The organism is Roseomonas chloroacetimidivorans (assembly GCF_049629625.1).
Classification (GTDB): domain Bacteria; phylum Pseudomonadota; class Alphaproteobacteria; order Acetobacterales; family Acetobacteraceae; genus Roseomonas; species Roseomonas chloroacetimidivorans.
Window position 1 is genome coordinate 1 of the sequence record NZ_JBNBZS010000120.1, and the last position, 12,056, is coordinate 12,056.

Below are 12,056 nucleotides of genomic sequence, written 5' to 3' on the forward strand. Positions count from 1 at the left end.
TTTCAGCGATACGTCGATCCCGGCATAGTACTCCATGGCTGTCCCTCGATGATGCCTGGGGCCGACCCGTTCGGACCCCGTTCCACACACCATCACTCTGAGGGACAGCCGCCCTACCGCCCAAGCCTAGGCGGCCGGCCCATTACGGCATCTAAGCGACTGTTCGAGAGATCAGCGGTGGGAGATCCTGCGGAGCAAGAGAGCGCCCATGGCGACGTGGATCATGGCTGCCGAGACGCCGAGGCCCCGCCCGCAAGGCGGGGCTTTTGCGTGTCAGAAGGCGTCTTAGCGCGTCACAGGAATGCTACCAGGGGTTGCAGGCAACTTTGGGTCAAAATCCGAACTTAACTTGCACCTAAACCCCTTTCAGCGAGCCACCATGCCGGACGGGTCGAAATGCGGCGGAGCCCCACACGTCCTGGTCGCAGAGGATGAGCCACCAGTCGCGATGGTGATCGACGACAGCCTGACCGACGGCGGATTTTGCGTCACATGTGCTCCGGATGGCCTGGTAGCCGTGGCTGAGCTGGCGACACAGTCCTTCGATGCCGTGGTCACGGACGTTCGGATGCCTAACCTCGACGGCGTCGGCCTCGTGCGATCGATCCTGAGCCGCTACTCCCGCATGCCCATCATCGTGTTGAGTGGCTACATGACACCCCAGCAGCGGAGTGACTTGCTGGGCCTAGGCATCCCGGCCGAAGCGTTGCTCGAGAAACCAAACGGCTTCCGCCAACTGAGGGGCATTCTGGCACGGTTACTGGGACCGTCCCGTCGGTAGCCTACCCAATGAGGCCGGAGAGCCCGCTCCGCCTGACGGGTGGCTTTTCACCCGGCCAGATGATCGCATTCAAGCGGAGCCAATGAGCAGACCCGAGTTGGCAAGTGGCCAGATCAGGTCACCAGCGGCAGGCAGATCACGAAACCCGTACCCTGTCGCAGATCCTCACGGTCGATCCGGCCTCCCAGCTGCTGAGCGAGCCGTTTGACCAGCCCCGTCCCTGAGCTGCCGAGCCGTGGCGGCCCCATGCCGACGCCATCATCGCGTACACGAAGGCACCCCTCCTCCTGAGAGGTGGTCTTGAAGCTCACCTGTACCCCGCCGCGCCGCCCTTCGGGAAAGGCGTATTTCAGAGCGTTCGTTACCAGCTCATTCACGATAAGGCCCAGCATCACGGCGCGGTCGTGCGGCATCTCGACACAGTCCAGGTCCGTCTCGATCCGGATGTCGTCCCGCCGCTGCGCAAGGCTGCCGCACAGTGCCTGGAGATAATCAGCCAGCCCGATATTCCTGGCGCCTCCACCCGGCGCGAGCTGATCATGGGCTATGCTGATCGCGGCCACCCGGTCCACCAAATGGTCGAAGCCGCGCCTGGCCTGGTCGTCCGTCTGCTGGCGCTTCTGCATGACCAGCATGGAAATGATCAGCTGAAGGTCGTTCTTGCTCCGGTGCCGCAGTTCTTCGAGCAGGGTCTGGCCACGGGCCTGCGCGAGAAGGGCATTCGCCTCGGCCTCGGTGGCCCGTTGCATGCCCATTCGTCCGTGCAGGGCCAGGCCGAGAGTATTCGCCAGGCCACACAGGAACTGTGTGTCATCCGTCCCGAAGTGCCGTGGGGTCTCGCTGTCCACCTCGAGCACGCCCCAGACATTCCCATCCACCGCCACCGGCACGTTGAGCGCCGAGATGATACCGTGATCGCGTAACACCGGCGCATAGCGGAACTCAGGATCGTTCGGCAGGTCGTCAATCACCACTGGCTGGCGGGTTTGCAAGGCGTGGCCAGGCGCTGAGGCGAGATCCGTACCAAGGATCACATGGCCGACCACGCCCGGTTTCCACCCGACGCCGGCCACGATCAGCAGATCGCCAGCCTCGCGCCGATAGCGCATGATCTTGGAATGGCCGATGCCGATCCCGCGGACGGCCTGGGCACAGGCAAGCTGGAGGAGACGGTCAATGTCGCTAGCCTGGGGAGCCATTCGGCCGAAGTCGGTCAGGATTCTCTGGTAGAGGCGGATGCGCGCCATTTGCGGTTCGTGGGAGGAAGCGGCGTCGAGCCTCTGATGTTCCACGAGGGCTTTGTTCCTTCACGCTTATTTGGCCAACTACGGACTCTCTGGCCAGGCTGTATCCTTCTCGAACGTTGCCCGGGGGACGGAAGAGGCGGCTTCTGACCGGGTTGTTACCTCACTGCGGCAGGACAGTGACGTCGTGATGATGCATCGCCGGATCGTGGATGCCTGGCTCGATTCGGGGCGGCTACCGGCGCCATCCTTGGCGTCCTGAGAAGACTGCTGCGGCCTGTGTTGCGCAACCGGAGCGTGTATGGTTGATTTTGGCTTCGGCGCAGATCCCTCCCTTCGCATTGTCTCTGCGCAAGAAGAAAACGCAAACACGCGCACCGAATGTGGCGCCAAGGCAACACCTCTTGGCTGTATTCATTTGCAACCGGTGCGTGCAGAAATTTTCTCACAGGTCCGTGACCTTAGGCATTAATAGAACGCCGGCTCAACCCGAGCCTGAGGTGCTCAGCCTTGAAGCAGATCCCCCCTCTTCCGACGCCCACAGATGCTTCGTTGTCGACCACGCCTCACCGCGAGACGTCGAAACTCGAGACCGCGGCCTTGCTCGCTGAGCTGAAGGCCACCTTTGAGCGCCTCTTGGCTAGGTTTGACAGCGAGGCGGCCCAGGTCCAGGCCGAGCACGTACTCCCGAAAGAGGAGGCGGACTGGAAGCCCGGTGCAGACGGTTTTTGGGCACCAGCACTGCAAAAGCTTCTCAGGCTTCGCGCCAACCGGCGCCGCGGTGCGCTCAACGAGTTCTTCGACTGGCCTACTTGGGACATGTTGCTCGATTTGGCAGCCGTCCACGCCGAGGGTGGACATGTCTCCGTGTCGTCCATCTGCATTTCTTCCGGCGCGCCTCAGAGTACGGCCTTGCGGAAGCTCGCAGCACTGGAAAATGCCAAGCTTATCCGGCGCTACTTCCATGGCTCGGATAAACGCCGGGTCTGCATCGCCATAACGGACGAAGCCGCGGAGATGGTCATGGCCGCCATCCGGGACGAGGTCGCGCTGTACCAGCAGATTGTGGCACCGCAGTAGAGGGGCATTGGGAGGCCTGTCGCTTCTATGTCGTAGCGCTGCCCGCAGCTATCTCCACTTTCCAATTTGCGGTGCTCTCTGCAGCGCCGACGGCAGAGGCCTGAGAGAGGCGGATCCGTTCCTCGCAGATGGAGGGGATGCAACCGAGTTCCTCCTTGGTCAGGTGTAAGCGAGGCCAACAGACCCTTGGCGGTTTGACCTAACAGGCTGCGGAAATTCGCTGCTCCAGCCCAGCCACACGAACAATCCGAATTGGACAGACCGTGATGTGCACAACACTGCTGTGCCCGAATCGTACGCAGCGTAATAAAATTTCGTAGAAGCCTCGCCAAAATCGAATTTCCGCAGCCTGCTAAGGGTCAGCCCGCGTCGGCGGCGGCCCAGCACCAGGGCATGAGTTCGTCGAGGCGGTTATTGGGACAGCCGTTGACGAGCCGGGTGAGCAGGTCGGCAAGGTAGCGTTGCGGGTCGACGCCGTTGAGCTTGCACGTTTCCACGAGGGAGGCGACGGCCGCCCAGCGGGCGCTCCCGTCGTCCGAGACGTGTTCATTGTGCTGTGGTCCTTTCTGCTGAGGACGAATGGCGGCTGGGTGGTGTGGCCGAGGCCGGCACCTGGGCAGAGAGCCGCCAATCCCACTGGTTGCGGCCTCTCTGGATCCGGTAGGCGGAGGACTCCTTTCGGCGGACGCGCTCCCAGACCGCAGCAGTCGAACTGCCGCTCCGATCGGCGATGTCGCGCGCCCGTTCCATCCCGGTGGTGTCGGCCTGTCCGCCGAGCCGCCATTCGTCCTCAGCAGAAAGGACCACAGCACAATGAACACGTCTCGGACAGATCCGACACAAGCGTTCCAAGTGTGGGCTGAGATCGCCAGCGTTGCGGCTCGGGCATAACCGTCCGCACGTACAGATCAGCTCACCCTCCTTCTTCCGTTCAGCGCCCGACAAGTTGACGGTATTACCTTTGGTCGAGGCGACGGCGCGCGGGACATGTAGCGGCAAGCTTGCCGAGACGGCACTTGTGCTCGCCGATGAGCACCAGTCACCACCCAGCCCATCAGGTTCCGATGGTGTCCCGCGCGTTGACGCGTAAGGCTACAAGGAGATGGGGCGCTTGTACTTCGCGGAAATCGTGCCCGGCGTGATCAGCCCACCGGACAGCATGATGCTCCAGTACCCGATATCTGCCATGTGGACGATCGTGTTCTCGAGGCTGCGCACCAGTAGTTCGCCTTCGCCCGAATGAGCTCCCGCGATATGGGCGATCTCCTCGGGAAGGCCGACCGTAAGACAGAGATGCGCGCCATAGGCCGGATGCCGGATCGACGGCAATCCGGCGGTTCGCGGCGACGCTGCCCAGCGTTTGCGGTTTTCCGGATCGAACTCCCAAGGCTTGCCCACATCATGGCAGAGCCCTCCGGCGATGATGATGTCGCGATCGATGGCGAGATCATGGTTCGACGCGGCTATCTCATCCGCTATGGCCATGGCCAGGCGAGTTACACCGCGGATGTGGTCGGTCTGGTCTCCCCGGGTGAGCACCATGAAGCCGGGATTGCCGGCCGGCGGGATGTTGCGGATGGACCCGAAGCTGCTGCGCGCGATAGCCAGGGCCCAGACCTCAACGACTTTCTCCCGCAATGCAGGAGACTGAATCTGTGCCACCTCGGGCAGCTCCTCCCGGATCTGCGCACGCAGCTGATCGGTCACATCCCGCATGGTGGGGTCCTTCTCCGCCATTCCGCCTCACTCCCGTAAAATGCCGCCGGCCACTCTACCGGAAGCGTCATCGAGCCAGCATGCGCGGAGGCGTCCCCCGATGACCAGGGCCGGCGTCGCTGTCCTTACATCCGGCCAACTCCGTGCACGGGGCCCACCTGCCAACCGGTCGTTCCGTTTGACATGTTCTCCCGCCGCGCTGCGTCATTGCGCCTTGGGAATAGCGGCGAAGCCATACAAAGTCGTAGGATTAGCAACGAGCATCCGATGGGTCGCCCCCTCGTCCCCAATCCAGGCGGACAGGCGTTCCAGGGCGCGGCGATCGTCAATGGACTCGAATGGCTCCACTGTCTCTGCCGCTGCGCTGCGACGGGTGCTGGCGGTGTGCGGCCAGTCGCTGCCCCAGAGCAGGCCCTCCGGCGCCGACCGGGCCAGCCGTCTCACAAGAGCCGCCAGCTCGGGCGCCGCTTCCGGATCGGGTACCACCCGGTGGGGCGCCGAGAGCTTCACGTGCAGTCCATCCGTTGCCACTAGGCGCAGCAGCGTGTCAGCCGCCTTGCCCAGGACCGTACTACCGCGCCCGACCAGGCCGAAATGGTCCAGCACCACCGGCAGTCCCGCCCTCGCCAGGTTGGGGCCGAGCGCGGCCAGCACGCCGTGGGCGGCGAAGACCTGCAGATGCCAGCCGCTACCGCGTAGCCGCCCCGCGAAGGTGTCCACGGTGGCAGCGGCCTGACGCGTATCCTCCATCCCGCTGGTGTGGAGGTTCAGCCGCACCCCGCGCGCGCCGCGCGCATGCAGGTCGGCGAGGTTGGCATCATCGATCCCCGGATCGAGCACGAGGACGGCGCGCGCCCGTTCGCCGAGCTGGCCGACCGCATCCAGGGTGCACCGGTTGTCCGTGCCATAGACGCTGGGCTGCACCAGCACCACGCGGTCCAGCCCATGCGCGTCCAGAAAGGCGCGGAGCTGCCCCGCATCGGCACGGCCCGGCGTGTAGCTGCGCGCCGCGTCGAAGGGGAATGCCGCGGGATCGCCGAAGGCATGGACATGGCAATCCGTGCTACCGGCCGGCAGGGCGTGCAGGGCCATGGCGCTCAATCCAGCGTGGCGCCGGAGGCGCGCACAACCGGCCCCCAATAGTTCATCTGCTTGTCCCAGAAGGTCGTGAACTCCGCGGGGCGCGAGCCAACCGGCTCCAGGCCCAGATCCACCATCCGCTGGCGGCAGGCGGGATCGCGGACAGCTTGCACGGCCGCATCGGCCAGCCGCTCGACGATCGGGGCGGGCGTGCCGGCCGGTGCGAAGACGCCATGCCAGATATAGGTCTCGTAGCCCGGCAAGGCTGCCTCGGCGATGGTCGGCACATCGGGAAGCAGCGGCGCGCGGGTGGTGGTGCTGACGCCCAGCGCGCGGAACTTGCCGTCGCGCACGAAGGGCAGCAGCGCCGGGATGACGTTGACCATGAAGTCAATCTGCCCGGCCATCATGTCGTTGATGGCAGGCCCCTCTCCCCGGTAGGGAACATGCGTCGCATCCACCCCCGCCATGCGCGTGAAGAGCGCGGCGGAGAGGTGCAGGATCGTGCCGGGGCCGGAGGAGCCGTAGCTGTACCCGCCCGGCTTTGCCTTCATCAGCGCGATGAACTCCTGCACCGTGCGCGCGGGGATGTCGGCGCGGATCGCCAGCACGTTCGGGCTCAGCGCCAGCTGGCTGACCGCCACGAAGTCCCGCCGGATGTCATAGGGCAGTCTATGGTACAGGAAGCTGTTGAGCACCGCGGACGAGACGGTGTGCAGGGCGATCGTGTAGCCGTCCGGCGCCGCCTTCGCGACCGCGTCCGTGCCGATCGTCCCCCCCGCGCCGCCGCGGTTCTCCACCACCACGGGCTGGCCGAGATGCGGGGACATGCAGCTGGCCGCGAGCCGCGCCACGATATCGGCCGTGCCGGCCGCGGCGAAGGGAACCACCATGCGGATCGGCCGCGTGGGATAGGCGGGGGCCTCCTGGGCCAGCACCTGGGCCGCGAAGGCGGCCCAGCCCGCCGTCGCGAGCGCGATCAACCGATGCATGGATTCGTTCCTTTCCTGCCGTTCCGTCAGTCCACCGTGATCTTCGCGTCGCGCACCACCTCGGCCCATTTCCGGCGCTCGGCGGCGGCGAAGTCGCGGAACTCGTCGGGCTTGATGCCGGAGGGCTCGGCGCCCTCCGACTCGATGCGCTCGCGCACCTCGGGCGTCCGGATCGCGGCCGCGATCTCCTGCTGCAACCGGTCCAGGATGGGCCGGGGCGTCCCGGCCGGCGCCAGGACCCCGTACCAGGCACTCATCTCGTAGCCAGGCACGCCGGCCGCGGCGACCGTCGGGATATCCGGGAGGGTGGGCACGCGCGCGGCGGAGGTGACCGCCAGCGCCTTGATAAGCCCGTCCCGCACCAGCCCGATCGAGGAGGGGATGGTCGCCGGCATCATCTGCAGCGTCCCCGCGACGAGGTCATTCAGGGCCGGCCCCGCGCCGCGATAGGGCACGTGCTGGATGTCGATCCCGGCCTTCAGCGCGAAGTAGGCGCCGGCCAGGTGATTGGCCGAGCCATTCCCGGCGGAGCCGTAGTTCAGCTCGCCCGGCTTGCTCTTCGCCATGGCGATCAGCTCGCGCAGATTGGCCACGGGGAGGCGGGGATTCACCAGGATCAGCAGCGGGGCGGCGGCCAGGAGCGTCACGGGCGCCAGCGCCTGGGCCGGGTCGGGGCGTAGATTGCGGAACAGGCTAGGATTGACTGCGATCGGGCCGATATTGCCCACCAGCAGCGTGTAGCCGTCCGGCGCGGCCTCGGCAGCCATCTGGGTCGCCAGATTGCCGGCGCCGCCGGGACGGTTATCCACCACGATAGTCGTGCCCAGGCGCTGCCCCGCCTTCTCCGCCACGGCGCGGGCGAGCACATCCGTGCCGCCGCCGGGCGCATAGGGCACGATCAGCCTGATCGGGTGGTTAGGCCAGCCCTGCGGCAGGCCCTGGCCCCGCGCTCCGCGGGCGGCGAGAAGGGCTGCCGGCAAGGCCAGGCCCGCTCCGCAGACGGTGCGTCGAAACATTCCTGGGGCTCCTCGTCCCGTTCAGCGTCGCTGTTCTTCTTGGTGCCGGGGTGGGTGCGTGCCGCCCCCACCCCGGGGGCTCAGGCGGGCACGGGCATGGCGCGGAGGCGCGCCGCGATCCCGGCGCCCGTGGCCGCCGTGCCCATGCGCCCGCCGACATCGGAGGTGGATTCCCCGGCCGCCACCGCATCGGCCACCGCCGTCGCGATCGCCCGGCTGGCCGCGGCGAAGGCGCTGCTGCCCAGCCGGTCGGCATGCCAGTCCAGCAGCTGCGCGACGGACAGGATCAGCGAGAGCGGGTTGGCCCGGTCCTGCCCCGCGATGTCGGGCGCTGAGCCATGGGCCGCCTGCGCCATCGCATATCGCGAGCCGGCATTCACCGACCCGCCCAGCCCAATGCTGCCCGACAGCTCCGCCGTTAGGTCGGAGAGGATATCGCCAAACATGTTGGTGGTGACGATCACGTCGAAATTCTGCGGCGCGCGCACGACATGGGCGCACATCGCGTCGATGATGTACTCGTCCATCGTCACGTCGTGGAATTCCGCTGCCACCTTGCGGCATTCCTCCAGGAAGATGCCATCGCCGATCTTCAGCACATTCGCCTTGTGCACGGCGCTGACATGCTTCTTGCGCGTCGCGGCCAGCCGGAAGGCGGCCCGTGCGATGCGCTCGCAGCACAGACGGGTGATACGGCGGAACGAGATGCACACATCCGGCGTCACCAGGATCTCGCTGCCGCCCGATTCCATGTTGCGGTCGGCGTAGAAGCCTTCGGTGTTCTCCCGCACCACCACCAGGTCGAATTCGGAGAGGGCGTGGTGCTTCACGCCCGGATAGGTGCGGGCCGGGCGGACATTGGCGAATAGGTCCAGGTTCTTGCGGAAGAACATGGAAGGGTTGATCCCGCCCTTGCTCTCATCCGTGTAGTCGAAGGTCGACATGGGGCCGAGCACCAGCCCATCCGCCGCCTTCACCTTCTCCAGAAGCTCGGGCCGCACGGTGATGCCGTGCCGCATCAGGCTCTCATGGCCAGCGATGTCCGGCTCCAGCCGTAGGCCCAGCCCGAAACGGTCGGACACCGCTTCCAGCACCGCGACCGTCGCTTCCGTGATCTCCGGGCCGATTCCGTCGCCCGGCAGCACGATCAGATGCATCGAGTTTCTCTGGGCCATCGGCGTCCTTCCCTCTGTTGGATACCGTGGTATCCCAAGGCGTCCCAGCATGTCGAGATGCAGCTTGGCGGTCCCGATGGCTGGCCTTATCCAACCCGGATGAAGCCCGCCGCCCGAACCCCTGCCCCCGATCTGGGGCGCGATGCCTATGAGCGCGTGAAAGCCGCGATTCGGGAGGGAAGCCTGCCTCCCGGCACGCGACTCACGGAGGCGGAGCTGGTACTGCGGCTGGGCATCTCTCGCACACCCATACGCCAGGCTCTGACCCGCCTGGAGACGGAGGGGCTGGTCAGCCACGAGCCGCGCCGGGGCGTCGTCGTCAGCCGCCCGGACCACCAGCAGGTGATCGAACTCTACTCCATCCGGGAGGTGCTGGAGGGCACCGCTGCCCGCTTCGCCGCCCAGCATGCCAGCGAGGCCGAACTGGAGGCGCTGACCCGGCTGGTGATGGAAGAGGGGCAGGTGCTCGATCGTCCGGCCGAACTATCGGCCATCAATCTCCGCCTGCACGCGCTCCTGCACCGGGCGGCGCACAACCGATACCTGCTGCGCGCTCTGGCGCAGCTGACCGACAACATGGCGCTGCTGCCCACGATGCTGGGGGATCCTGGGCGGGCCCAGCAGTCGCACGAGGAGCATGAGGCGCTGCTCGCCGCCCTCAAACGGCGTGACGGACCAGCCTCCGAGTCCGCCATGCAGGTCCATCTGCGCTCCGCCCAGCGGCACCGGATCGCCTGGCTGTTGAAGCAGCTCGACCAGGGCTATGGGGCTGAGGCCACGACGGTCAGCGATTCACGATCCGCCGGCCTTAATGTGATCCGCCCCCGGTAAGCGGCCCGCAGGACCGCTAGACGCAGCCTTGCGAGCTAAGCCGCCTGCGGCAGGCCGGGCGAGCACCAGGCCAAAGGCCATCGACAGGCCTGCGATCGGCAGCCGTTCGCGGGCGGCGGCCTCGCCAGAGCAGTCTCCACGCGGGCGCACCGCGAAGGCGGGCACCGCTGCCAAGCAGAAGGCCAAGGCTGGAGCGGCGACACGCGCCAGGGAAGCGGGGGCAACACCTCGGGGCGCCAGCAGCACGCCCGGTGGGTCCAAGACAGGCAAGCAGGGTCCGAGCATGGGCGGCAAAGAGGCGGCGACGTCGGGCGTCAAGCCACAGCGCCGGCGTGCCGCGCAGACCAGGCCTGCGGACACGACCAGGCACGATGTGTCGTCCTCCGGTGGAGCCGAGGAGAACCGGGCGGAGACCTTGCTCAGTGCCGTGGCATCCCTCGCCGACGCGGGTGCTGCTGCGATGGCTTCGGCGGCGACCCCCGCCGTGGCGGCGGTGGAAGCCGCAGCACTGACCGCCGCGAACAGGCCGTTCGTCGCCCCGAAGCTTTCCGCGCCAGCCTGCGTTCTGGGTTTTTGAGTTCAAGTATCGTTCTCTAATGTTGGCCAGAGGCAGCCACTCGACCTGACTGCAAGGCATCAGCAGCTGGGAGGGATGCAGCAGTGTCCAAATCGAGGCAGGTGAGTTTGGGGCTGCTTTCGCTTGAGGGCCCGGTTGCGGAGTGTGTGGTGTCATCTCCAGTCCCTTGCGAAATGCATGCGCGACACGAGCCCTGGCGCCCTGGAGCGCTCCAGATCTGAGCGACTGGAAGTGGTTCTCGCGGGCATGACGGATGGCGTGATGATGCTCGATGCCGATTTGCGCCTAGTGGAGTGGAACTCACATTTCGCGGAGTTCACGGGTGTTCCCGAAGGAATGCTGCGGGTCGGGCTGCCCATGGCGGACATCCTGCGCGCTCAGGCCCTTGCCGGGGAGTTCGGCGAGGTTGACGTGGAGACGGAGGTCGCGAGGCGCATGGCGCTCCTGCAGGCCGGGAAAAGCTCCGGGACGATCGAGCGGACCAGGCCGAATGGGCGCGTCATGGAACTCCGCCGCAATCCTCTCCCGGATGGTGGGTTCGTCACGCTCTATACCGACGTGACGGCCCGCAGGCAGGCCGAGGAGCAGCTCCGGCAGGCGCAGAAGATGGAGGCTGTCGGGCATCTCACGGGCGGTGTCGCCCATGACTTCAACAATCTCTTGATGATCATCCAAGGGAACCTTGATAAGGCCGAGCGGTCACTCGACGCTTCCGACCTGCAGAAAGCCCGCCGCGGAATTGAGGTGGCGCGAAGTGGTGCGCGGCGGGCCGCCTCCCTCACGCAACGCCTTCTGGCCTTCTCAAGGCGTCAGCCCCGCGAGCCTCAGCTTGTCGACGTGAACGCGCTGATTACGGACCTTTCCGATCTCATCCGCCAATCGGTGACGAGCAACATCGCGGTTGAGCTCGTCCTGACGGATCACCCCTGGACGATCTTGGCTGATCCAAACCAGCTCGAGGTCGCTCTGCTGAACCTGGCGATCAACGCACGGGACGCGATGCCGAAGGGTGGCGCGGTGACCATCGAGACGGCGAAGGTCGCGCGCACCACTGCGACCGGGCCGGTCCCTGTCCCGGTTCCTGGCGACGAGTTCGTGCAGATCACGGTGAGGGATACGGGCGTTGGGATGCCCCGCGAGGTGGCCGCGCGTGCCTGCGAACCCTTCTTCACAACAAAGGGGCCCGGGAAGGGCACGGGGCTGGGACTGTATCAGGTCGTTGACTTCGCCACCCAGGCCGGCGGCCATGTGAAGATCGACAGTGAGCCGGGGATCGGGACGGCCGTGACCATCTATCTCCCACGCCTGGTTGTCGAGGACGCGGCCGGGACATCCCCTTCGCAGCCGATAGACATCAGCCGCCTCGCGGGAAGGGGTGAGAAAATCCTGATGGTGGAGAATGAGCCGGACATCCTGGCCTACACCACCGAGGGACTGGAGGCGCTGGGTTACCGCGTCCTCCCGGCGCAGGATGCCTCATCCGCCTTGACGATCCTCGACACCACACCGGACGTCGCCCTCCTGTTCACGGATCTCGGGCTGCCCGGCATAGACGGGCGCCAAC

11 protein-coding genes and 1 pseudogene are annotated in these 12,056 nt (G+C 66.3%); 5 read left to right on the forward strand and 7 right to left on the reverse strand.

Translation table 11 applies throughout. The features are described from left to right. Positions 1 to 379: 379 nt before the first annotated feature. Positions 380 to 781 (forward strand): response regulator, encoded by a 402-nt coding sequence (locus tag ACO1BU_RS33315; protein WP_424140231.1) that lies wholly within the window; start codon positions 380 to 382, stop codon positions 779 to 781. Between the two features lie 113 nt (positions 782 to 894). On the opposite strand, the gene ACO1BU_RS33320 is transcribed toward ACO1BU_RS33315, so the two are convergent. Further along, a complete protein-coding gene (locus ACO1BU_RS33320; protein WP_424140232.1) occupies positions 895 to 2,028 on the reverse strand; it encodes a sensor histidine kinase in 1,134 nt (377 codons plus the stop codon). Positions 2,029 to 2,535: 507 nt separating this feature from the next. Here ACO1BU_RS33320 and ACO1BU_RS33325 point away from each other — a divergent pair. Next, on the forward strand, positions 2,536 to 3,105 hold the full coding sequence (locus tag ACO1BU_RS33325) for a hypothetical protein (protein WP_424140233.1): 570 nt from the start codon (positions 2,536 to 2,538) through the stop codon (positions 3,103 to 3,105). A gap of 359 nt (positions 3,106 to 3,464) precedes the next feature. Here the strand turns inward: ACO1BU_RS33325 and ACO1BU_RS33330 are convergent. The 6 genes and pseudogenes from ACO1BU_RS33330 to ACO1BU_RS33355 form a co-directional block, all read right to left on the reverse strand. Then, positions 3,465 to 3,641: pseudogene (locus tag ACO1BU_RS33330) on the reverse strand (transposase domain-containing protein); the annotation flags it as partial. Between the two features lie 556 nt (positions 3,642 to 4,197). Continuing rightward, the gene (locus ACO1BU_RS33335) at positions 4,198 to 4,842 is read right to left on the reverse strand and encodes an HD domain-containing protein (protein WP_424140234.1); all 645 of its coding nucleotides are present in this window, start codon (positions 4,840 to 4,842) and stop codon (positions 4,198 to 4,200) included. A gap of 183 nt (positions 4,843 to 5,025) precedes the next feature. Then, complete coding sequence (locus ACO1BU_RS33340; RefSeq protein ID WP_424140235.1) at positions 5,026 to 5,913, reverse strand: amidohydrolase family protein; 888 nt, start codon at positions 5,911 to 5,913, stop codon at positions 5,026 to 5,028. 5 nt (positions 5,914 to 5,918) lie between these two features. Next, positions 5,919 to 6,893, reverse strand: a complete 975-nt coding sequence (locus ACO1BU_RS33345) for a Bug family tripartite tricarboxylate transporter substrate binding protein (protein WP_424140236.1) — start codon at positions 6,891 to 6,893, stop codon at positions 5,919 to 5,921. A gap of 26 nt (positions 6,894 to 6,919) precedes the next feature. Beyond that, a complete protein-coding gene (locus tag ACO1BU_RS33350) occupies positions 6,920 to 7,909 on the reverse strand; it encodes a Bug family tripartite tricarboxylate transporter substrate binding protein (protein ID WP_424140237.1) in 990 nt (329 codons plus the stop codon). 80 nt (positions 7,910 to 7,989) lie between these two features. Further along, positions 7,990 to 9,084: an isocitrate/isopropylmalate dehydrogenase family protein gene (locus tag ACO1BU_RS33355; RefSeq protein ID WP_424140238.1), complete on the reverse strand. Its 1,095-nt coding sequence runs from the start codon at positions 9,082 to 9,084 to the stop codon at positions 7,990 to 7,992. A 99-nt stretch (positions 9,085 to 9,183) separates the two neighbouring features. Between ACO1BU_RS33355 and ACO1BU_RS33360 the strand changes: the two genes are divergently transcribed. The 3 genes from ACO1BU_RS33360 to ACO1BU_RS33370 all read left to right on the forward strand — a co-directional run. After that, positions 9,184 to 9,915, forward strand: coding sequence for a GntR family transcriptional regulator (locus ACO1BU_RS33360; protein ID WP_424140239.1), 732 nt, complete (start codon positions 9,184 to 9,186; stop codon positions 9,913 to 9,915). A gap of 283 nt (positions 9,916 to 10,198) precedes the next feature. Continuing rightward, positions 10,199 to 10,492, forward strand: coding sequence for a hypothetical protein (locus tag ACO1BU_RS33365; protein WP_424140240.1), 294 nt, complete (start codon positions 10,199 to 10,201; stop codon positions 10,490 to 10,492). 177 nt (positions 10,493 to 10,669) lie between these two features. Beyond that, positions 10,670 to 12,056, forward strand: a 1,387-nt coding sequence (locus ACO1BU_RS33370; protein ID WP_424140241.1) for a PAS-domain containing protein, incomplete at its 3' end; no start/stop codon positions are given.

Excerpts from the sequence above, each read along its gene's own strand:
- ACO1BU_RS33350 (WP_424140237.1), bottom strand. The coding sequence starts at position 7,909 with ATGTTTCGACGCACCGTCTGCGGAGCGGGCCTGGCCTTGCCGGCAGCC.
- ACO1BU_RS33365 (WP_424140240.1), top strand. The coding sequence starts at position 10,199 with ATGGGCGGCAAAGAGGCGGCGACGTCGGGCGTCAAGCCACAGCGCCGG.
- ACO1BU_RS33315 (WP_424140231.1), top strand. The coding sequence starts at position 380 with ATGCCGGACGGGTCGAAATGCGGCGGAGCCCCACACGTCCTGGTCGCA.
- ACO1BU_RS33355 (WP_424140238.1), bottom strand. The coding sequence starts at position 9,084 with ATGGCCCAGAGAAACTCGATGCATCTGATCGTGCTGCCGGGCGACGGA.
- ACO1BU_RS33335 (WP_424140234.1), bottom strand. The coding sequence starts at position 4,842 with ATGGCGGAGAAGGACCCCACCATGCGGGATGTGACCGATCAGCTGCGT.
- ACO1BU_RS33345 (WP_424140236.1), bottom strand. The coding sequence starts at position 6,893 with ATGCATCGGTTGATCGCGCTCGCGACGGCGGGCTGGGCCGCCTTCGCG.
- ACO1BU_RS33320 (WP_424140232.1), bottom strand. The coding sequence starts at position 2,028 with ATGGCGCGCATCCGCCTCTACCAGAGAATCCTGACCGACTTCGGCCGA.
- ACO1BU_RS33360 (WP_424140239.1), top strand. The coding sequence starts at position 9,184 with ATGAAGCCCGCCGCCCGAACCCCTGCCCCCGATCTGGGGCGCGATGCC.
- ACO1BU_RS33340 (WP_424140235.1), bottom strand. The coding sequence starts at position 5,913 with ATGGCCCTGCACGCCCTGCCGGCCGGTAGCACGGATTGCCATGTCCAT.